Raw genomic sequence first — 19,991 nt, 5'->3', positions numbered from 1 at the left:
TCGTCAATCAGGAGAAAAATGATGACACTGTCGCGTCGTACTTTCATCAAGGTTGGTGGGGCCGCCTTGTCTCTGCCACTTCTCGGAAGCACTGCTTTCGGTCAAGAAAAACTGAAGATCGGCTTCATCTACGTGGGCTCGATCAACGACAACGGCTACAACTACGCGCACAATCAGGGCCGTATCTTCATCCAGGAACAGCTGGGTGAACAGGTTGAAACCATGTTCGTCGAAAACGTGGCTGAAGGCCCGGATTGCGAACGCGTTCTGCGCGAACTGGCTCAGCAGGGCTGCAAGCTGATCTTCGCAACCAGCTTTGGTTTCGGCGACAGCGTTATCAAGGTTGCAGAAGAGTTCCCTGATATCGCGTTCGAACACGCAACCGGCTACATGAGCGGCCCGAATGTTGGCCTCTACAACGCGCGCTTCCATGAAGGTCGTGCGATCTGCGGTATCATCGCTGGTCACATGTCCCAGACCGGCAAGGCTGGTTACATCGGCTCGTTCCCGATCCCAGAAGTTGTGATGGGCATCAACTCCTTCACGCTCGCTGCGCGTAAAATCAACCCAGAATTCACCCTGACCCCGGTCTATATCTCGACCTGGAACGACCCAGCCAAGGAAGCTGACGCTGCCCGCGCTATGATCGACCAGGGCATGGACATCATTGCTCAGCACACCGACGGTCCAGCGGCTCTGCAGGTTGCTGCGGAACGCGGCATCATCGGCGGCTTCGGCCAGGGCGCAGACATGAGCGCATTTGCTCCTGACACCCAGCTGACCGCGATCATCGACAACTGGGGCCCGCACTACCTCGCGTCGGCCAAGGCTGTTCTCGATGGCTCTTGGGCTCCAGGCAACACCTGGGAAGGTCTCAAGGAAGAAGTCGTGACCATGACCCCTTACCACTCCAAGGTTCCAGAAGCTGCCGTTAAGGACGCAGAAGCTATGCGTCTCGGCCAGATCGATGGTTCGGTTGCAATCTTCACCGGTCCGATCAAGGACCACACTGGTGTTGAACGCGTTGCGGCTGGCGTCACCATGACCGACGCTGAATTGCTCAGCATGGACTGGTATGTTGAAGGCGTGATCCCACCAGCCTGATAGACATTTCGAGATGATCAGGGGCGGGTTTACCCGCCCCTTTTTATGAGGGTGGGACATGGGCGATTTAGTTATTTTCTATGAATGGGCGATGTTCGCCGCGCGCTGGTTGCACGTGGTCACAGCGGTCGCTTGGATTGGGTCTTCTTTTTACTTTATCGCTCTCGATTTGGGTCTACGAAAGACCCCGAGCTTGCCGCCGCTAGCCCATGGCGAAGAATGGCAAGTGCATGGTGGTGGCTTCTACCACATCCAGAAGTATCTCGTTGCGCCGGAGTTTTTGCCCGAGCACCTCACTTGGTTCAAGTGGGAAAGCTATGCAACCTGGCTCTCGGGCGCGCTGCTGCTGGCGCTGCTGTATTACATCGGCGCGGACCTCTATCTGGTCGATCGCAATGTGCTCGATATTCCGAGCTGGGGCGCAATTGCGCTCTCCATCGGCTCGATTGGTCTGGGCTGGTTGCTCTATGACACGCTGTGCAAGTCCAAGATCGGGCAATCGACCACGGGCCTGATGCTCGTGCTGTTCGCCATCCTTGTGGCGATGAGCTGGGGCTATACGCAGCTGTTCACTGGCCGCGCGGCCATGCTGCATATGGGCGCGTTTACCGCGACCATTATGACCGCCAATGTCGCGATGATTATTATTCCCAATCAGAAGATTGTGGTTGCCGATCTCAAGGCCGGGCGCACGCCCGACGCGAAATATGGCAAGATAGCTAAGCAGCGCTCGCTGCATAACAATTACCTCACCCTGCCGGTGATCTTCTTCATGCTATCGTCCCACTATCCGCTGGCTTTCGCCACGCAGTGGAACTGGATTATCGCATCGCTGATCTTCCTCGTTGGCGTGGTCGTGCGGCACTATTTCAACACGCGCCATGCTCGTAAGGGCAATCCGCATGGGACCTGGGCTGTTGCTGTGATCCTGATGTTGATCATCGCTTGGCTCTCGACCGGTCCGCGCCTGCCTGAAGGGGCCGAGACGCAGATTAGCGCGGGTGGGCAGCAATATATGGATAGCCAGCATTTTGCGGCCGCTAGCCTTGCAGTGCAGACGCGCTGCGCCATGTGCCATACGGCCGAGCCGGCCTATGAGGGGGTGTATCGTGCGCCCAAGAATGTCGTGCTTGATAATGACATCGCGATTGCCAACCACGCCCGCGAGATTGTCATTCAGTCTGGGTGGAGCCACGCGATGCCGCCCGGTAATGTGACGGAAATGACTGCGCAAGAACGGGCGTTGCTCGTAGAGTGGTATAGAGAGGGTTCTAACTCGTGACGAAAACCATATTGCGAGGCAGAGTTCTCAGCTTCCACCGGGCCCCGCAAGATATTGGAGACACCGAGAGCTATCTCTATCTCGAAGATGGTGCCGTGACGCTCGAGAACGGCAAGGTCATCGCAGTCGGTGATTATGCGAGCGCTGAGACTGCTGGGGCCGAAGTGGTGGACCACAGGCCTCACCTGATCATGTCCGGCTTTATCGACCTCCACGTGCATTATGTGCAGAGCCACATCATGGCCGCCTATGCTGGGTCGCTCCTCGAATGGCTCAATACCTATACCTTTATCGAAGAGCAAAAGTTCAGCCAGCAGGGACATGCCGCAGCGGTCGCTGTTGATTTTTACGACGCGCTGATCCGGCACGGCACGACCACAGCCGTCGCCTATTGCTCAAGCCATCCGCGCTCGGTTGATGCGTTCTTCGCCGAGGGCGAGAAGCGCAATATGCTTATGGTCGGCGGCAAGGTGATGATGGATCGCAATGCGCCCGAAGCGCTCTGCGATACGGCTCAATCCGGCTATGACGACAGCAAGGCGCTCATTGCCAAATGGCACGGGCGCGGTCGCGGCCAGTATGCGATTTCCCCCCGTTTTGCCATCACCTCGACTCCCGCACAGCTCGAAGCCGCGCAGGCTTTGGTCGCCGAGCATCCCGAATGCTACGTGCAGACGCATTTGAGCGAGAATGACGAAGAAATTCGCTTCTCGATGGAGCTCTATCCGGCGTCAAAGGACTATACGGGGATTTATGAGGACTACGGCCTATTGGGTCGGAAAACGCTGCTCGGTCACTCGATCCATCTCAATCATCGCGAAACGGCCGTCTTGGCGGAAACCGGGGCGGTGGCGGTTTTTTGCCCGACGTCAAACCTGTTCCTAGGATCAGGCTTATTTGACCGCGAACGCCTTCTGGCCAACGGGGTTCGGATTGGCATTGCCTCGGACATTGGTGGCGGCACCAGCATGAGCATGCTGCGGACATTGGACGAAGGCTACAAGATTTTGCAGTTGCGCAAGCAGCGCTTCAATCCATTGTCATCGTTTCATTTGGCAACGCGGGGTAACGCAGAAGCATTGGGCTTAGAAGACAAGATCGGATCTATAGCGCCGGGGCGCGATGCTGACTTGGTCGTGCTCGATTCTGGAGCAACGCCAACTATGCAAATGCGCCAAGGAACAGTGACATCTTTGGTTGAAGAGCTATTCTTACTCCAAACCATGGGCGATGATCGCTCCATTGTGGAAGTTTATGTTGCTGGAGCCGCTACAAAGTCGACTTTAGCCGGGTTGTGAAACCAACCGCTCTTGTCATAAACCAGTGTACCCCAAACTGTTCGAGCAGAGTTTTAACATGACCGAATACGTGACGAAGTCCGGCCTCTCCGTTCACCCCTTACTGGTGGATTTTTTAGAAAAAGCGGCCCTTCCAGGACTTCCCGTATCGGTAGACGCGTTTTGGGCGGGGTTTGCAGCGCTGTTGGCCGAACATGTGCCAGTGAATGCGCAATTCCTCGCAAAGCGCGACCAGCTGCAGAGCCGGATTGACGATTGGCACCATCAGAATGGACCCGTCGCGAACAATCCTGAGGGCTATGAGCAGTTCTTGCGCGAGATCGGTTATCTGGTCGACGAGCCGGGTGACTTCTCCATTTCGACCAGCAATCTAGACCCAGAAATTTCTTCGCTCTGTGGCCCGCAGCTGGTGGTGCCTGTTTCGAACGCCCGCTATGCGCTCAATGCTGCCAATGCCCGTTGGGGCTCGCTCTATGACGCGCTTTACGGCACGGATGTGATCAGCCGAGATGGCGATCTGGCGCCGGGCAAGGCGTTCAATGCGGCACGTGGCGCAGCCGTTGTTGCGCGGGCGGCAGAGTTTCTCGATGCCTCGTTTCCGCTGACTTCAGGCAGCCACACATCTGTCACGCAGTATAGCGTGGTGGAGCAGAGTGGCGTCGCAACCCTTCTGATCAAAACCGCTGCGGGTGACGTGTCTCTCGCAGATGCTGATGCCTTCGTGGGGTACTCGGGCGTTGGCGATAAGCAGGAGATCGTGCTCAAGCACCACGGTCTGCATGCGATTTTGCTGATCGATAAATCGAGCATGATTGGCGCGACCCACGCAGCCGGTCTGGCTGATGTGATTGTCGAGTCGGCGCTCACCACTATTCAGGACTGCGAAGACTCGGTTGCCGCTGTAGATGCTGAGGACAAGGTTGGCGTTTACGCCAATTGGCTCGGCCTGATGCAGGGCAATCTGGAAGATACATTCGATAAGGGCGGCAAGACCGTCACGCGTCGCCTCAAGGCGGATCGGGTTTATCGCGGCGTGAATGGCGAAGAGCTGGTGCTCAAGGGCCGCTCGCTCTTGCTGGTGCGCAATGTCGGGCATTTGATGACCACGGACGCGGTGCTGCTGAACGGCAAGCCCGTTGGCGAAGGGCTGATGGACGCGGCGATCACCGCACTGTGCGCCATGCATGATCAGGGCAACAACTCGGCGACGGGCTCAATCTATATCGTCAAGCCGAAGATGCACGGTCCGGAAGAAGTGGCCTTTGCCTGCCGGATATTTGCGTCGGTGGAAGGCTTCCTTGGTCTTGCGCCTAACACCATCAAAATCGGCATCATGGATGAGGAGCGCCGCACGTCGGCAAACCTCAAGGCGGCGATTTATGAAGCGCGTGAGCGCGTGTTCTTCATCAACACCGGCTTCCTTGACCGTACAGGTGATGAAATTCACACCTCGATGGAAGCTGGCGCGGTGTTGCGCAAGGATGAGATCAAGTCCGAGCGCTGGATTTCGTCCTACGAAGATCGCAATGTGCTGATCGGCTTGGCCTGTGGGCTTTCCGGCAAGGCGCAGATCGGCAAGGGCATGTGGGCGCGGCCAGACGATATGGCCGCCATGATGGACGCCAAGATCGGTCATCCCAATGCTGGCGCCAATACCGCTTGGGTGCCTTCGCCGACAGCGGCAACCCTGCATGCGCTGCACTATCATCAGGTTGATGTGTTCGAAGCGCAGCGTCGCCGGCATAATCAGGCGATGCCGGGGCTTTCTGAGCTTTTCTCGATGCCAATCCAGAAGCCGTATTCGCTCAGCCGCGAAGAGATTATCCGCGAGCTCGAAAACAATGCTCAGGGGATTTTGGGCTATGTGGTGCGTTGGGTGCAGCAGGGCGTTGGTTGTTCCAAGGTTCCGGACATCAACAATGTTGGCTTGATGGAAGACCGTGCGACCTGCCGCATTTCTTCGCAAGCCGTCGCCAATTGGCTGCGTCATGGACTGGTGAGCCGGGACGAAGTGACTTCGGTGTTCGAGCGCATGGCACAAGTCGTGGATGATCAGAACCAGGGCGATCCGCTCTATCGCCCGATGTCTGGCAATTTCCAATCGATCTCATTTGTTGCGGCGCTTGATCTGGCGCTGCATGGCGCTGACCAGCCGAGCGGCTATACCGAGCCGCTGCTCCATGCCGCCCGCCGCAAGGTGAAGGCGCGCGACGCCAAGTAAGCTTTTGGCTGGTTTGGTCCGATTTTAAGAGCCCTCGCAGAGACCCGTCTGCGAGGGCTTTTGTTTGCCGTTAGTTTGATTGGTCGCTCAGAGCGATGCGTGCGGTTTTGGCCATGGCGACGAGCTTGAGATGAAAATCCTGCGGCACGGTGGCGGGTTCGTCAAAGTAGATGCGGCGCATGTCATCGCCCAGAACGATGGTGATGCCATCGGCATCGAGACTGGCAAGCCGCCAATTGCCAAGCTCGGCGCCGCAATAGTGGCGCGCATAGTCGGCCGTGGCATCGATATGGTCGTCATTCATGTGTTCGAGCGCATGGTGCTCGGCTTTGGCGAGGTCTGGGTTTTGAGGCGTGAGCAGATCGCTGGCGGTGAGGGCATAAGCTTTGCCGAAACCGGCGTTGAGGCTTACCGATAGAGGCTCAAGCACGACAAAGCGGAAATCGCCCAAGTCGACGTAGAGCTTGGCTTTGGGATTGTGGTTCAAATAGCGCCAGGCGAGGCTTTGATGCTCTTCGCTGTCGCGATCCACAAAACGGGCTTCGGCCGCAATGGTGATGCGGGCATGGGCCAAGGGGTCGCCCTTGCCGGGTTCGCCTAAGAGTAGAGAGCAGCGTGGATCGGCTTGTAGCGCCTTATAGTGGGCGGTGAGACCGGAAATGAGCAGGACAGGGCGGCCATAGAAATCACTCGCTGTACCAACGCGGGAGGCGACTGGAGCGCCACTCGTTGGGTCCAGCGTGGCCAAAGCTCCATAGCGCGAAGTGCGCAGTAGCGTTTTGGCACGGCGAATGGCATCGCCATCGGTATCTTGGAGAACGGAGCGGGGCGTGTCGGTCTGAGGCGTTTCAGTCATAGCAGGTCCAGTGCGCAGTGGGCGCACTAGACTAAATTATTTCATGACCGGCAAGTTCAACTTATGTGCGGTTAGTCGACGAAGTCGAATTTGTCGACGTCGAACAGGCCACGGTCCGTGAGCTTGAGATGGGGAATGACCGGGAGCGCGAGGAAGGCCACCTGCAAGAAGGGCTCGGGCAGCACGCAGTCTAGCGCTTTGGCGGCTTCGCGCAGGATGTGGAGGTCGTGTGCGACCTCTTCGAAGGGTTTTAGGCTCATGAGACCCGCGATGGTCAGGGCCAGCTCTGCTGTGATCCTGCCCTCATTGGCGACGACGAAACCGCCGCCCAGCTCGATGAGACGATTGACGGCCAACGCCATGTCGGCGTCGGTGGCACCCACAACGGTGATGTTATGGCTGTCGTGGCCGACGGACGAGGCTATGGCGCCGCGCTTGAGGCCGAACCCCTTCACGAAGCTGCGGCCGATGTTGCCATTTTTGCCGTGACGTTCGATGACGGCGACTTTGATGACGTCTTCTTCAAGATCGGGTTGAAGGCCGAAATCGGTTGAGGCGAGCGCGGCTTCTTCGCGGAAGGTGAGGATGAGGCCGGGTTTGACACCGATGACAGGAACGCGGTTTTGGCCGGGTTTGGGTTCTGTGATGAAGGCGTCGGCGGTAATAGGCTTGGCCTTAACCGAGGTTAGACCAACTGGGGCGACGGGATTGCGCGTTTCAAAAAGTTCGGGGGTGACGAGGCGGCCGGCAGAGATGACATCGGAGACGCGGCAGTCTTCGAGGCTGTCGAGAATGGCAATGTCGGCGCGGTAGCCGGAGCCGAGGATGCCGCGATCCTTGAGGCCAAAGATGCGGGCGGCGGAATGGCTGGCTGCGCGGTAAACGTGGTGCAGCGGGCAGCCACGGGCGATGAGGCGGCGGATGGAGCTGTCGAGATGGCCTTCTTCGGCAATGTCGAGCGGGTTGCGATCATCAGTGCAGAGGGCGACAAAGCTCGAGGTGTTTTCGTCGAGAATTTCAGCCAGGGCTTCGAGGTCTTTGGAGACCGAGCCTTCACGGATGAGAATGGCCATGCCCTTGCGCAGCTTCTCACGCGCTTCGGCGGCGCTGGTGGCTTCGTGGTCGGTGCGGATGCCGGCCGCCAGATAGCCGTTGAGGCCCATTCCGAGCAGCAGCGGGGCGTGACCGTCGATGTGGCCATCCTGATAAGCGATGAGCTTGGCCATGATGCCGGGATCGGCATTGAGCACCCCGGGGAAGTTCATCATTTCAGCAAGGCCGACGACCTTGGGGTGGCTACGGAAGGGGAGAAGGTCTTCGATTTCAAGCTGGGCACCTGCCGTTTCGAACGGTGTCGCTGGGACGCAGGACGAGAGATTGATCCGAACATCCATGATGGTCTGTTCGGCACTGTCGAGGAAGTATTGTATGCCCTCGGTGCCGAGGACATTGGCGATCTCATGAGGATCGCAGAGCACAGTGGTGACGCCGTAGGGCAGAACGCAGCGATCAAACTCGTGTGGGGTGACGAGGGAAGATTCGATATGCAGATGCGTGTCGATGAAGCCGGGGACGGCGAAGCGTCCGGTGCCGTCTATGGTGACTTTGCCCTCGTAGGTTTCATGGGTTCCCACGATCCGATCACCAACAATAGCGATGTCGGTGACCGTGACTTGGCCAGTGATGATGTCGAGCAGACCGATGTTCTTGATGACCAGATCGGCGGGCTCCTTGCCTTGGCCTGCCATTATCATTCGGGTCAAAACTTCGGTGCTGATCATATTCGCCTCAAGTTGAATTCGCCTTTAGGGTCGACCTCTCGCGGCTCTACGTCAAGCGCAATGGCACTTGGGAACCATGGCTTACCCCCATCGTTGGGACTTGATGAAACCGGAGAATGATATGCCGACCTATGATCCGCATAAATCTGAGAACGAAGTGCGACAGGGCAATTCGCGCAAGATGAATTCGCGAGTTTTGATCGTGTCGCTGGTGGCTATCGTCGTGCTTTTTGCGATTGTCTATCTCGTCAATGGCGCAATGCAGCCACCCGCCAGCTAAGCTCACGCAACTCGGAACCCCCTGAGGCGTCGACAGTTTGTTTATTGTCTTGTTCAAGGGATGAGCTCAGATGGACATGGGTAACAGCTTTGGGATGGTCGATACCTACCTCCCGCTCCACATCATCGCCATTCGCATTGGCATCGCGGCCCTGTTTGGGGCCCTGATCGGTCTCGAACGCGAACTCAGCACCGCAGAAGCTGGGTTAAGGACGCATATGCTGGTGTCAGTCGCTGCAGCGCTGTTCACCATTCTCGCCTTTGAAATCTTCCACACAATTGAGTCAGTTGCAGGCGGCGAAATGCGTGCGGACCCGATCCGCGCGGTCGAAGCGGTGACGGCGGGCATCGCGTTTCTTGGAGCGGGCGCAATCTTCCGCTCCGGAGCGGGCGTGCAAGGGCTGACAACCGGCGCAGGGATGTGGCTGGCGGGAGCTGTGGGGCTCGCAACAGCACTCGGCTATTATGTGGTCGCAGGCGGCGTGGCTCTACTCGCCGTGATCATCATGGCGGCGTTGCGAACGTTTAGTCGGAAAGTGCATGCGCGCAGCGATATGCGGGAGGGGCGCGGGGAGGAAGAGGCAAATTCGCTGAGGGACTAGCGCCTTTGCAGATCATTCCTCCCCCCGGAGCGGCACAGCAGGGAGGAGCCGTAACCGCGCCCAAGCACAGAGCTGAGAGTGCCCTGCGCATCAGATCAACAGTGGTGCAGACCGTTGATCTAAACTGAGGCGGCGGAGAGGACGCAGGGAACGCAGTTGAAGTCGGGGGGACCCTTCTGCAGCATCTCTCTCCGCCTAGGTACGCGACCTGTGGACGCAGTTGTCGCTTACCTGTTTAGTGGATGCCGAAGCATCGGTAGTCTTGATCCATGCACTCGCCGACTTAGCGCGGCGTTTGGTGGGGCCCGTGCATTTCACTTTGGATATCCAGCGGGAAATAATCGCTGGCCAGCGTCGCTACGAAAGCGCCGCGACGAGGACTGGTATGCGGGAATTGTTTCTGCACCGGAAGCAAATAGGCGTTAAACGCAGGTAACAAACGCTTGCGTTTTACATGTAAAACGGTGCTAGTTCGGACCGCGTGGGGGGACATTTGTGGCCAGCGACAGACCAGCAGAAAAAGACGTTCTTGCGGCCTTGCAAAACCTGCTGTCGTGGCCAGAAATCGCGCGTTCTACGCAGCTTAGCCGTTTTCTCGATTATGTCGTTCGTGCCACTCTGCGGGGCGAAGAAAGCAGCATAAAAGCCTACTCCATCGCCGTCGACGTGTTCGATCGTCCGGCCCATTTTGACCCTCAGGCCGACCCAATAGTTCGCGTGCAAGCGCGTAGATTGCGTGCGTTAATCGCCCAGTATTATGCCAGCGCCGGGCAAGGTGAGTCTGTTCGTATTGAACTGCCAACCGGTCGATATGTACCGGAGTTTGTTGTTGTTGATCCGGTTACTGTTTTAAGTCCTTCGACGACACCAAGAGTTTTCCCCGAAGCCGGGATGGACGTGGTCGAGATCGCGCCAAAATCGTCCGCTCGCCCCGCGCTGGTGAGTCGCCAGCATCTCTTGCGGTCGTGGAGTGTGCTGGCCCTAGCGACGCTGATGTTTGCCGCGGTCGCGATTACTTTTGCTATTCGCGGCATGGAAGAAGAGCGCACTGAGCAGGCGCGTTATCTCACCCAACCATTGTCGGTAAAGGTGATGGAGTTTCAGCGCCTCAGTCAAACAGGTGACGATGTTTCGCTGACCGCTGGTCTCGCCATTGATTTGGTGTCCAAGTTGAATAGCTCAGGCTTGGTGATGGCCAAATATGGTGGCACCAGCCTGACGCAGCTGGTTGATGCTGACTTTGTTTTGAGCGGCACGGTGCGTCGCGATGGTGACGAGGCGCAGTATAGTGCGATCCTGACTGATACCGCGACGGGCCAGGTGAGCTGGAGCAAGGTCATTACGACCAATGTTGATGGGCGCGGTTCTCAGGGCCTAACCGATGCAGTGAGCCTGCGACTGGCGACAGCGCTGAGCAATATCAATGGGCCGGTGCTAGCGCCTGTTCGGGCGATTTTGGCGGATCAAGAGATCAATGTCGTGCCTTCGCTCTATCTGTGCAGGGTGATCTACTCTGGCTACCGTGCTGATCTTACGCCCGATGCCGCTGCACGCAGCAATCGCTGCTATGCGCAGTTAAGCCCGGATGTACGGGCGACCGGGGAAGTGCAGGCGGCACAGGCGCTGCTGATTATGGGGGGAGCGGCCGGTAGCGGCTATGAAAACGTTGATATGGGCGTGCGCACGGCGATGGCCGAAGAACTGCTGCGCGTGGCGGTCTCCAGCGAACCCCTGAATGCTTTCGTTTGGACCCAGTTCGCCCGCTTTAGTCGGGAACGGGGAGATTTTGAAAGCGAAGAAATGGCCTATGGGACGGCGCAGAAGCTTGACCCGGCCAATTCGGAACTTCTGGCGGCCTACTCTCAATCTCTAGCGATTGCGGGACGTCGACGCGAGGCGATGGAGCTGTTCGATATCGCGCTTGAAAGTTCGAGCAATCCGCCGGGCTGGTATTACATCACACCGGCGATGGTGGCACTGGCTGAGGAAGACTGGGAAGCGGTTGGGCGCTATGCGGTGTTGTTACAGAATGCGGACAACATGACGGCGCCATTGTTCGGGGTGCTGGCGGGCTACGGGCTGAACGATTCAAATCAGCTCAATCGGTCTTTGCCGCGCCTTTTGGATACACGTAGCTTTCGCGAAAACGGGATCATGCCGCAGCTGGCGCGCCGGATCACCGACGCGCAGCTTCTCAATGTTATTCGCAAGAGCCTGTCCGCTGCGGGCGTGCCGAACGATCGGCTCGACGGCCCGTATTAAGCGGTCGCAAATAGCGCCTGAGCGTAGGCGATAAAGCGGGCACCGCGCTCTTCAAAGTTTTTGAATTGGTTGTACGACGGCGCGCCGGGCGAGAGGATGATGGTGTCAAAACGCTCGCGCTGCGCGAGGAGCGTGTGCATAGCGGCTTCAAGATCAGGCACTTCGGTCACGACAATCTCGGGCGCGGCGATGCGGGCGGCATCAGCGAGGCGCTTGCCCGTGACGGGAAGCGTGACCAAAGTCGTGACGCCGCGCAGGGCCAGAAGCGTGGCGAGCTCGGCATAGTCCTGTTCGCGCTCGTGCCCGCCAGCGATCAGCGCGATACGGCGGCCAGGATAGGCCGCAAGGGCTGCCTTGGTGGCTTCAGGCGTGGTGGAAATGCTGTCGTCAACGAAGGTGACGCCGCCGATGCTGTGCTCTTCCAAACGGTGGGGCAGAGGGCGGAAAGCGGCGATGCCGGCAAGGATGCCTTCCATAGTTCCGCCTGTGGCCAGGGCGATCTGGGCCGCGAGGAAGGCATTATCGAGATTGTGTGCGCCTTTGAGGCGGGAGTGCGCTGCAGCGTTTTCTATGGCGCGTTCTTGATCCGCCGTCAGCTCTTGGACCAGACGGCGATGATCACGCACTGCCTTGGCGACCAGTGCATTGCCCTTGGCTTTGGCGCCGAGCGCTACCGGGAAATCACCATCGCGATCAATGAGGTGGAGCTTGTCGGCGTAATAGCGCTCGACAGAGCCGTGCCAATCGACATGTTCGGGGTAGAGATTGGTGAGGGCAGCAATATCGGGCAGAAAACTCATGTCCGAGGTTTGGTAGCTCGAGAGCTCAAAAATCACGACGGCATGTTTGTCGGCAATGTCGATGGGCGCGAGACCAACATTGCCAGCCAGACCTGCATCAATGCCCGAACGGGTGAGCATGAGATGGGTGAGCGTGGCTGTGGTCGACTTGCCCTTGGTGCCGGTGATGGCAATGACGGTGCGGCCCGCGCGATAGCTCGATCCCCAGAGATTGAGGTTCGATGTTACGGAAATGCCAGCATCGGCGGCGATTTCAAAAATCGGCTTATAACGCGACACGCCGGGGCTTTTGATGATGTAGCTAAAGCGTCGCTCAGCAATGGCGCGCGGCAGCTCATCTGCCGGGATATGCACCGTGTCCGGAATGTCGGCTGCGCCGCTATCGACGGCGACGAAGACCGGCAGGTTGGGCTGCTGGGCTTTTAGGAAAGCGCGGGTCGAGAGGGCTTCTTTGCCTGCGCCATAGAGCAGGACCGGTTCTTCAAACCGCATAAGCTTGCACCTTGGCCGAGAGGGCGGGCGGGATGTGGTGATCGCGACTGTCGGTGAGGCACTCCGCCATGGCCAGTTGGAGTTTTTCTTCGCCGTATTGGGCGAGGAGGTCGTCCTTGAGAGCTTTGACGATGGTGTCCTGATACCAATCGGCGTGGCGCGACAGCGTGTAGAAGCACGCTGCGGCTTCGAGAATTTCGCCAACGCATTCCCAGGGCTTTTGGCCAGCAAGGCCGGAGAGCTCGCGGAAGGAATGTTCGTATTCAGCGACATCAAGCAGGTTCTTGCCGAAGATGCGCAAGAGCCGTTCCTTCTTCATGAAGGGCGCGAAGATCAGGAAGACGAAGTGGCATTTTGGGCATTCGTCGCACCACAATGCGCCGTCATTGCCGTTGAGACGGAAGTTGCGATTGCAGCTTGAAAAGACCGCGTCGAATTTATCGCTCTTGGTGAAGAGCGAGGCAATGCGGGCTTCCGAATAGGGACGGAGCAGCGAGAAATATTTCAGCGCGCCGCCAGTGGCATTGGCGAGCGTATCGGCAATCAGCAGCTCAAAGCCAAGAGACTTTGAGTATTGGTGATTGGTCTCACGGCCATCGAACACGACATTGCCTTCGCTGGCAGAGCGCTCGTTGGAGAGAACGATCTGGTCGTAGCCAAAGAGCACAGCGCACAGCGAGGCGATCATGGAGTTGATCGCGGTCGAGGGCACGTGCCCGTTGTAATAACCCGGTTCCTTGGAGAGGCGGATCATCTCAGCGTCGAGTTTTCGCGACACGTAAACGGGCGCCGTGCCAATGGCATCCACGCAAGAGACGATTGGGCCCTTAGGATTGACCGCAAACGGGGTGAACGGCACACCCGTGTGCGTCAGGAGATCAACACTGACGAGGCTGTCCTTGCCGCCGCCAATGGGCAGCAGGGTGCGTTCGAGCAGAGTGATCTCGGGCTTGCGGGCAATAGTGTCCTCGGGCGCGGTGAGCGTGAGCTTACCGAAGCGAGCCAGCTCATTGCGGGCGTAGAATTCGCCGAGGCCGTTTTCATAGATGTCGATGACGAAGGCGCGTTCGGCGGAGGTCAGCGGAATGCTTGGCGCTTCGATGGTGAACGGGGCACGGAGCTTAAAGTAGCTCACGCCCAAGGTGATCGCGGTAAGCCCGAGAAGTTTTTCGAAGTTAGAGGTTTGTGCCGCCGCGCTGTCCGCGCCTTGCGGCAAGGTCAGCACTTCGGTGAAGCTGAGATCGTTCAGCGTATAGGTAAAGCGGGCCTCTCCCGTGGCGGGATCAAGGCTCGGGCTCTCAATGCGGAAAAATTCAGTCACGGGCTACTCGCTGCGTTTGTCCATCATATAGGTGATTTGCAGCTTGGGCGGGAGTAGGGCGGTGGCGAGTTGATCGCGCTATTTTTTGTCGCGCGCTAACTGTCCTTGGTGGCAGCCAAGATTGCGCGGATTTCGAATTCGACATTGTCGATCACTTCGCTGATCGCTTGGACGGCCCGATCTGGATTACTGGCCAGAATGGCGTCGGCCAGATCCTTGTGCATAGGGAAAGACCCCAGACCGAAGGCATCGCGATTGTAGGGCGAGTTTACGTCACGTTCGAGGGCGTGATCGAGATTGGTGAGTATCTGGCCATACATGGGATTGCCGGAGGCATGATAGATGGCGTCGTGGAAAGCATGGTCTTCTTTGCGCCAAGGGTGACCACCATTGACTGCCTTGAGAAGAATGTCGCCCAGTCGACTGATCTCTTTGCGCTGCGCCTCGCTGGCGTGGATCGTGGCTTTGCGCACGACGTCGATTTCGAGCGTGCGGCGAATTTCGAGAAGGCGAAGCAAGGCCTCGCCTTCCAAGCGCACCATGGTGGGGATGAGCCCGCGCGAGGTTTGCACATTGGCGGTGAGATAGGTTCCGTCGCCACGACGGCGACGGATGACGCCAAGGCCTTCCCAGCGATTGAGGGCCTCCCGAATTGTCGAACGACCGACGCCCAAGGACGAGGCCAAGGACAATTCTGGCGGGAGGCGGTCACCGATTTTGAGACCGGCGCGCTCGACCATTTCGGCGAGCGCATCCTGTACCGCCACGTTGCGCGTGCGGTTCTCTAAAGGCTCCAGATAGTTAAGGGCATTTTCCCGATCCATGGGTGCCCGATCCTCTCGGTGTGGCGGCTAGGTGCTCTCTCTCACCACATCTGAGAGCGTTTGTCAGCCTATGCCTTGTTTAAGTTCAGAAGCGCCGTGAGAGCCTCAACCAAGCGATCCATTTGTGGTTTGGAGTTGTAGCCCTGCACAGAAACACGTGCGACGCAGTGGTCCTTCCAGCGGAAAACCGGGATTTCGATTTTATACTGCTCAAAGAGCGCCGTGTGGATGGCCAGTGGATCGCATTCCGGGATCGGCATGGCGACCATTTGCGGGGCGCAAAACTCGGGCGAGCTGAAGGGTTCAAGGCCCGTGAGTTTGGCAATGCGTTCGCCGGTGTCTTGCGCCAAGGCGCGGCAATGTTCGGCAACAGCGGGCCAATCATTGTCATCGCGGAATTTGAGCGCGGCGGGAATGGCGAGGAAAGCCGAAGGGTCACGCGTGCCCATCATTTCCATCTCATCGACAAAGGGGGAGTTGTCGAATGCACCCTTAGCGCCGGGGTCCTTGGATTGCGCGGTCCAGCCGTGGCTGACGACCAAAGGGTCGAGCAGGGATTGGACCTCGGGGCGGGCATAGAGGAAGGCTGAACCCTTGGGGGCCATCATCCACTTGTGGCAATTGCCAGAGTAGAAATCGGCGCCAAGCTTTTGCATGTCGAGCGGGATATGGCCGGGGGCGTGAGCACCATCGATCACCGACCAGATGCCGCGCTTACGGGCCTCAGCAATGGCGGGCTCGACCGGGAACACGAGGGCTGTTGCGGAAGTGATGTGGCTAAGGAAGAGAACTTTGGTGCGCTCCGTCATGCCGGACACGATGGCCTTGGTGAACTGCTCTTCGCTGGTGAGCGGCAAGGGCACATCGACGACGACGATTTCTGCGCCAGTTTGACGGCAGATAAAGGCCCAGGTTTTTTCCAGAGCGGAATATTCGTGGTCAGTGGTGAGGATCTGATCGCCCGGCTTGAGGTCGAGCGAACGCGCAACAATGTTGAGGCCGGTGGTGGCGTTGATGACGCCCACAACGTCCTGTTCGTCACAGTTTAGTTCGGCAGCGAGGGCCTGACGCGGCACGCGCATGTTTTCAGTGAGCTTGCGGCCGAGGAATTCGACGGGTTCGCGCTCCAATTCGAGCTGCCAGCCTTGGTAGGTCTCAAACACCGGGCGCGGACACGCGCCGAAAGAGCCGTGGTTGAGGAAAACGACATCCTCGCGGATGAGGAACTGTCGAGCAAGATTTTCAGACACGATTAACGGCCTTTCAGGGTCGGATCGAGGGCGTCTCGCAGACCATCGCCAAACAGCGAGGTGGCAAGAACGGTGATAGCAAGGGCTGCCGTGGGGAACACGGCGAGATGCCAATAGAAGAACATGAAGTTGATGCCTTCATTGATCATCTGACCCCAGGTGGGGGTTGGCGGGGGAACACCAATTCCAAGGAAGCTCAATGAGGCTTCGAGCATCATGGCGAGGGGGATCGCAAGCACGAAACCGACAATGATCGGGCTAATGGAATTTGGAATGAGATGGCGACGGATGATGTACCAAGGGGAGGCTCCGAGGGCCTCGGCGGCGCGGACAAATTCCTTCTCGCGCGATGCCTTCACCTGGGCGCGGACGAGTAGGCAGACTTGCACCCAGCCAAAGAGCGCCGCGATGGCGACAATAGTGGGATAGCCGCCACGGGTGAGGGCACCCAAGAGCATGGCGGCGAGCAGCGGTGGAACAACCGAGAAGAGCTCGATGATACGCATGATAACCCAATCGACCTTGCCGCCGAAATAGCCTGCCAAAGCGCCAAGGGGAATTCCTATGAGTACGGAAAACCCAGCCGCAATAAAGCCGATGGAGAGCGAGACGCGCGCGCCATAGACGATGCGGGTGTAAAAATCGCGCCCGAGATTATCAATCCCCATCCAATGCTCGGGGGAAGGGAAGGCGAGGGCCTGGGTGAGAAAAAGCTGCGCTTCGGGTTCGACAGGGGTCATGATCGGGGCGAAGATCGCCATCCAGATCAGCACTACCATGACGATGCCACCGACGAGGGCGGCTTTGTTTGAGCTAAAGCGCATCCAAGCGAACCAGAGCGGGCTGCGGTTGCTCGCGGGCGTTGGGGTGAGGATGTCGGTCATTGGCTTCCTCCTACGCGGATACGCGGATTGATCAGCGCATAGACGATGTCCGAGAGCAGATAGGCGATGCAGTACATGAAGGTGATCATGAGCATGAGCGCCATTTCGAGCGGATAATCGCGGTTCTGGATCGAGGAGACGAAGTATGACCCAAGGCCGGGCACGCGGAACATGGCTTCGACAAAGATCGAGCCTGTTGCTGTGCCAATGAACATGGGGAGGAAGACGGTCACCAGCGGAATGGCCGAATTGCGCAGCACGTGCTGGAAGATGATTTTTCGCTCGGAAAGGCCCTTGGCGCGCAACACGTTGACAAAGGGCTTGCTCAAAGTGTCGAGCATGGCCGAGCGGGTGTAGCGCGCGTAGGTGGCGAGCGGAATTGCGGCATAGGCAATGACTGGCAGTACCCAGCGATTGGGGTGGGGCCAACCGCTTGCCGGAAACCATTTGAGCCAGACTGCAAATACCAAGATCAGCAGCATTGAGGTGACGAACACCGGAATGGTCAGGCCGATGGTTGCAAGAGCGGAGGCCACATAGTCGATCCAAGTGTTGCGATTAAGCGCTGCCGCCATGCCCAAAAGAATGCCCAAGGGCGCGCCGACCACAACGCCGAGGCCCCCCAAGACAAGGCTCGGGACCCAAGCGCGGGAGAGCAATTGCAGCACGCTTTCCCCAGGGCTCTGATAGGGCACGCCGAAATCGAGATGGAGCACGCCCCACATGTATTTGAAGTATTGCACGTATAGCGGCTGATCGAGCCCAAGCTGGGCCATAAGCTTTTCGCGGACGGCGGCGGAGACCGGCATGTCGTTGGCGTCGAACGGGCCGCCGGGGACAGCGTGCATCATGAAGAAGATGATCAGCGACACCACGATGAAGGTGAACGCAACTGAGACGAGGCGGCGCAGGATATAGCTCAACATGGTCGCTCCTCCTTTAGGTCGTCACAATGGCTTCGACCCGGTGGCCGGGAGCGATGGTGACGAGTTGCGGGGTTTTGTTCGGCGCGGCGCCGGTTTGAATAACGGTAAAGCGTGGGGTGCGAGCGGCGATCTCTTCCGCTGTTAGGAAGGTGCGGCTGCGTTTGTTGCGCGGGTTGGTGGCTGGCACGGCGTCGAGCAGGGCCTGCGTATAGGGATGTTGGGCATCGGCAAAAATGCGCTCAGTTGGTGCCTCTTCGACAACGCGCCCCTTATACATAACGACCACGCTGTCGGTGAGGGACTTCACTGTCGAGAGGTCGTGGCTGATGAAGAGGATGGACAGACCCATCTCCGCTTGCAGCTGTTTGAGAAGCCCAATGATCTGCGCTTTGACCGTGACGTCGAGCGCTGATGTTGGCTCGTCGGCAACGAGCACGTCCGGCTCCAAAATAAGGGCGCGGGCGATGGCGACGCGCTGGCGTTGACCGCCGGATAGCTCGTGTGGATAGCGGGTGGCAAAGCTTCGGTCGAGGCCGACGCGTTCAAGCCAAGCAATGGCTTTCTCGGCCTGTTCTTTTGGGGTGCCAAGCTGATGAATATGGAGCGGTTCGGCAATGATCTGCGTCAGCGTCATCATCGGGTCGAGCGCTGAGTAGCTGTCTTGGAAGACAACCTGCATTTTCTTGCGCCACGCCTTGAGGCCGGCGGGGGGGAGCGAAGAGATGTCGGTGCCGTGCAAGAGGATTTGCCCAGCGGTGGAATCGAGGAGGCGTAGCGCCATCATGCCGGTGGTGGTTTTGCCTGAACCGCTTTCGCCGACTACGGCAACGATGCGGTTTTTCGGCAGAACGAGGTCCACTTTTTGGACGGCGTTGGAATCGGAATATTCAGTGCGAAACCCGCTGCGGCGGCGGATGCGATAGGTTTTCTGAACGCCCTTTAGTTCCAGTGCCGGGGTCTCATCATCGCTGCCGCGCGACGGCTCGAAACTGGAATGGAGCGAGGCCAAGAGTTGCTTGGTGTAAGCTTGTTCCGGCGCGTCAAAAATCTGCTGCACGGTGCCTTGTTCGACCACTTCGCCGCGATACATGACCAGCACGCGATCGACGGTTTCGGCGATGACGCCCAGATCGTGGGTGATCATGATTAGGGCCATGCCAAACTCGGCCTGAACCTTCTTTATGAGCTCTAGGATCTGGGCCTGAATGGTGACGTCGAGTGCGGTGGTTGGCTCGTCTGCGATCAGAACTTTGGGTCGGCAAGAGAGTGCCATCGCGATCATAGCGCGCTGCAACATGCCGCCTGAAAGCTGGTGGGGGTAATAATTGACGACATCCGCTGCGTTTTTGATTTCGACGCGGCGCAGCAGGTCTTCGGCTTCCGCCAGAGCCTGCTTCTTGGGCAGGTTGCGGTGGGCCTGAATGGTTTCGGCGATTTGGTGGCCGATGGTGAAAACGGGGTCAAACGCCGTCATCGGATCTTGGAAGATCATGGAGGCAAAGCGACCGCGAAGGCGCGCCAGATCTTCCTTATTGGCTTTGGTGACGTCGATGCCGCCGAGCATGAGTTTTGTGGCACTCACCTCTGCGGTGGCGGGTAGTAAGCGCATGAGAGCGCTGCAGCTCACGGATTTCCCTGATCCACTCTCGCCCACGATACCGAGGCTTTCGCCTTCGTCGAGCGTGAAATTGACGCCACGAACAGCGTCAATTTTGCCGCCGTATTGACGGAAACTGACGCGCAGGTCTTCGATTTCGATGAGGGGCATGGGCTGACCTAATTGGGCTAGCGTCCCTCGGCACGAGGAAC

16 protein-coding genes are annotated in these 19,991 nt (G+C 58.3%); 7 read left to right on the top strand and 9 right to left on the bottom strand.

Features of this window, described 5'->3' with window-relative positions; genetic code table 11:
* Positions 1 to 21 precede the first annotated feature (21 nt).
* Genes H4N61_RS13090 through H4N61_RS13075 form a run of 4 tightly spaced genes read left to right on the top strand, consistent with a single transcriptional unit; the run spans position 22 to position 5,905 of the window.
* Positions 22 to 1,104, top strand: a complete 1,083-nt coding sequence (locus tag H4N61_RS13090; protein ID WP_169195695.1) for a BMP family ABC transporter substrate-binding protein — start codon at positions 22 to 24, stop codon at positions 1,102 to 1,104.
* Positions 1,105 to 1,162: 58 nt separating this feature from the next.
* Positions 1,163 to 2,386, top strand: coding sequence for a urate hydroxylase PuuD (locus tag H4N61_RS13085; protein WP_182394210.1), 1,224 nt, complete (start codon positions 1,163 to 1,165; stop codon positions 2,384 to 2,386).
* Complete coding sequence (gene guaD, locus H4N61_RS13080) at positions 2,383 to 3,684, top strand: guanine deaminase (RefSeq protein WP_169195693.1); 1,302 nt, start codon at positions 2,383 to 2,385, stop codon at positions 3,682 to 3,684. The genes H4N61_RS13085 and guaD overlap by 4 nt, the downstream gene beginning before the upstream one ends.
* A gap of 58 nt (positions 3,685 to 3,742) precedes the next feature.
* The gene (locus tag H4N61_RS13075) at positions 3,743 to 5,905 is read left to right on the top strand and encodes a malate synthase G (RefSeq protein ID WP_169195692.1); all 2,163 of its coding nucleotides are present in this window, start codon (positions 3,743 to 3,745) and stop codon (positions 5,903 to 5,905) included.
* Between the two features lie 70 nt (positions 5,906 to 5,975).
* Here H4N61_RS13075 and H4N61_RS13070 read toward each other — a convergent pair whose 3' ends face one another.
* Both H4N61_RS13070 and ade read right to left on the bottom strand, forming a co-directional pair.
* Positions 5,976 to 6,761 carry a DUF2470 domain-containing protein gene (locus H4N61_RS13070; protein ID WP_182394209.1) on the bottom strand — a complete coding sequence of 262 codons (786 nt, stop codon included), beginning with the start codon at positions 6,759 to 6,761 and terminating at the stop codon, positions 5,976 to 5,978.
* A gap of 71 nt (positions 6,762 to 6,832) precedes the next feature.
* A complete protein-coding gene (ade, locus tag H4N61_RS13065) occupies positions 6,833 to 8,542 on the bottom strand; it encodes an adenine deaminase (protein WP_169195690.1) in 1,710 nt (569 codons plus the stop codon).
* A 121-nt stretch (positions 8,543 to 8,663) separates the two neighbouring features.
* Here ade and H4N61_RS13060 point away from each other — a divergent pair, with 121 nt between their 5' ends.
* The 3 genes from H4N61_RS13060 to H4N61_RS13050 all read left to right on the top strand — a co-directional run bounded on the left by H4N61_RS13060 (position 8,664) and on the right by H4N61_RS13050 (position 11,685).
* On the top strand, positions 8,664 to 8,822 hold the full coding sequence (locus H4N61_RS13060; RefSeq protein WP_182394208.1) for a hypothetical protein: 159 nt from the start codon (positions 8,664 to 8,666) through the stop codon (positions 8,820 to 8,822).
* Positions 8,823 to 8,892: 70 nt separating this feature from the next.
* Complete coding sequence (locus tag H4N61_RS13055) at positions 8,893 to 9,423, top strand: MgtC/SapB family protein (protein ID WP_169195688.1); 531 nt, start codon at positions 8,893 to 8,895, stop codon at positions 9,421 to 9,423.
* Positions 9,424 to 9,918: 495 nt separating this feature from the next.
* Entirely contained in the window at positions 9,919 to 11,685 is a 1,767-nt protein-coding gene (locus H4N61_RS13050; protein WP_182394207.1) for a hypothetical protein, read from the top strand.
* On the opposite strand, the gene murD is transcribed toward H4N61_RS13050, so the two are convergent.
* The 7 genes from murD to H4N61_RS13015 form a co-directional block, all read right to left on the bottom strand.
* The gene (gene murD / locus H4N61_RS13045) at positions 11,682 to 12,977 is read right to left on the bottom strand and encodes a UDP-N-acetylmuramoyl-L-alanine--D-glutamate ligase (RefSeq protein WP_182394206.1); all 1,296 of its coding nucleotides are present in this window, start codon (positions 12,975 to 12,977) and stop codon (positions 11,682 to 11,684) included. The genes H4N61_RS13050 and murD overlap by 4 nt on opposite strands.
* Positions 12,967 to 14,298 carry an endonuclease domain-containing protein gene (locus H4N61_RS13040; protein ID WP_182394205.1) on the bottom strand — a complete coding sequence of 444 codons (1,332 nt, stop codon included), beginning with the start codon at positions 14,296 to 14,298 and terminating at the stop codon, positions 12,967 to 12,969. Before H4N61_RS13040 ends, murD begins: the two co-directional genes overlap by 11 nt.
* 95 nt (positions 14,299 to 14,393) lie before the next feature.
* A complete protein-coding gene (locus tag H4N61_RS13035) occupies positions 14,394 to 15,122 on the bottom strand; it encodes a FadR/GntR family transcriptional regulator (RefSeq protein ID WP_182394204.1) in 729 nt (242 codons plus the stop codon).
* Between the two features lie 68 nt (positions 15,123 to 15,190).
* On the bottom strand, positions 15,191 to 16,372 hold the full coding sequence (locus H4N61_RS13030) for an aminotransferase class V-fold PLP-dependent enzyme (RefSeq protein ID WP_182394203.1): 1,182 nt from the start codon (positions 16,370 to 16,372) through the stop codon (positions 15,191 to 15,193).
* A 2-nt stretch (positions 16,373 to 16,374) separates the two neighbouring features.
* Positions 16,375 to 17,256 (bottom strand): ABC transporter permease, encoded by an 882-nt coding sequence (locus H4N61_RS13025; RefSeq protein ID WP_182394202.1) that lies wholly within the window; start codon positions 17,254 to 17,256, stop codon positions 16,375 to 16,377.
* Positions 17,253 to 18,182 (bottom strand): ABC transporter permease, encoded by a 930-nt coding sequence (locus tag H4N61_RS13020; RefSeq protein WP_182394201.1) that lies wholly within the window; start codon positions 18,180 to 18,182, stop codon positions 17,253 to 17,255. Before H4N61_RS13020 ends, H4N61_RS13025 begins: the two co-directional genes overlap by 4 nt.
* Before the next feature lie 13 nt (positions 18,183 to 18,195).
* The gene (locus H4N61_RS13015) at positions 18,196 to 19,950 is read right to left on the bottom strand and encodes an ABC transporter ATP-binding protein (protein WP_182394200.1); all 1,755 of its coding nucleotides are present in this window, start codon (positions 19,948 to 19,950) and stop codon (positions 18,196 to 18,198) included.
* Between the last annotated feature and the right edge of the window lie 41 nt (positions 19,951 to 19,991).

Source organism: Devosia sp. MC521, from assembly GCF_014127105.1.
In the GTDB taxonomy this organism is placed as follows: Bacteria; Pseudomonadota; Alphaproteobacteria; order Rhizobiales; family Devosiaceae; genus Devosia.
Note: the sequence above shows the minus strand (reverse complement) of the source record. Positions and strands in the feature narration are given on the sequence as shown.

Bases quoted from the DNA above. Each gene is read 5' to 3' on its own strand.
- murD (WP_182394206.1), bottom strand. From the start codon at position 12,977: ATGCGGTTTGAAGAACCGGTCCTGCTCTATGGCGCAGGCAAAGAAGCC.
- ade (WP_169195690.1), bottom strand. From the start codon at position 8,542: ATGATCAGCACCGAAGTTTTGACCCGAATGATAATGGCAGGCCAAGGC.
- H4N61_RS13075 (WP_169195692.1), top strand. From the start codon at position 3,743: ATGACCGAATACGTGACGAAGTCCGGCCTCTCCGTTCACCCCTTACTG.
- H4N61_RS13020 (WP_182394201.1), bottom strand. From the start codon at position 18,182: ATGTTGAGCTATATCCTGCGCCGCCTCGTCTCAGTTGCGTTCACCTTC.
- H4N61_RS13055 (WP_169195688.1), top strand. From the start codon at position 8,893: ATGGACATGGGTAACAGCTTTGGGATGGTCGATACCTACCTCCCGCTC.
- H4N61_RS13060 (WP_182394208.1), top strand. From the start codon at position 8,664: ATGCCGACCTATGATCCGCATAAATCTGAGAACGAAGTGCGACAGGGC.
- H4N61_RS13035 (WP_182394204.1), bottom strand. From the start codon at position 15,122: ATGGATCGGGAAAATGCCCTTAACTATCTGGAGCCTTTAGAGAACCGC.
- H4N61_RS13025 (WP_182394202.1), bottom strand. From the start codon at position 17,256: ATGACCGACATCCTCACCCCAACGCCCGCGAGCAACCGCAGCCCGCTC.
- H4N61_RS13015 (WP_182394200.1), bottom strand. From the start codon at position 19,950: ATGCCCCTCATCGAAATCGAAGACCTGCGCGTCAGTTTCCGTCAATAC.
- H4N61_RS13070 (WP_182394209.1), bottom strand. From the start codon at position 6,761: ATGACTGAAACGCCTCAGACCGACACGCCCCGCTCCGTTCTCCAAGAT.
- H4N61_RS13085 (WP_182394210.1), top strand. From the start codon at position 1,163: ATGGGCGATTTAGTTATTTTCTATGAATGGGCGATGTTCGCCGCGCGC.
- H4N61_RS13090 (WP_169195695.1), top strand. From the start codon at position 22: ATGACACTGTCGCGTCGTACTTTCATCAAGGTTGGTGGGGCCGCCTTG.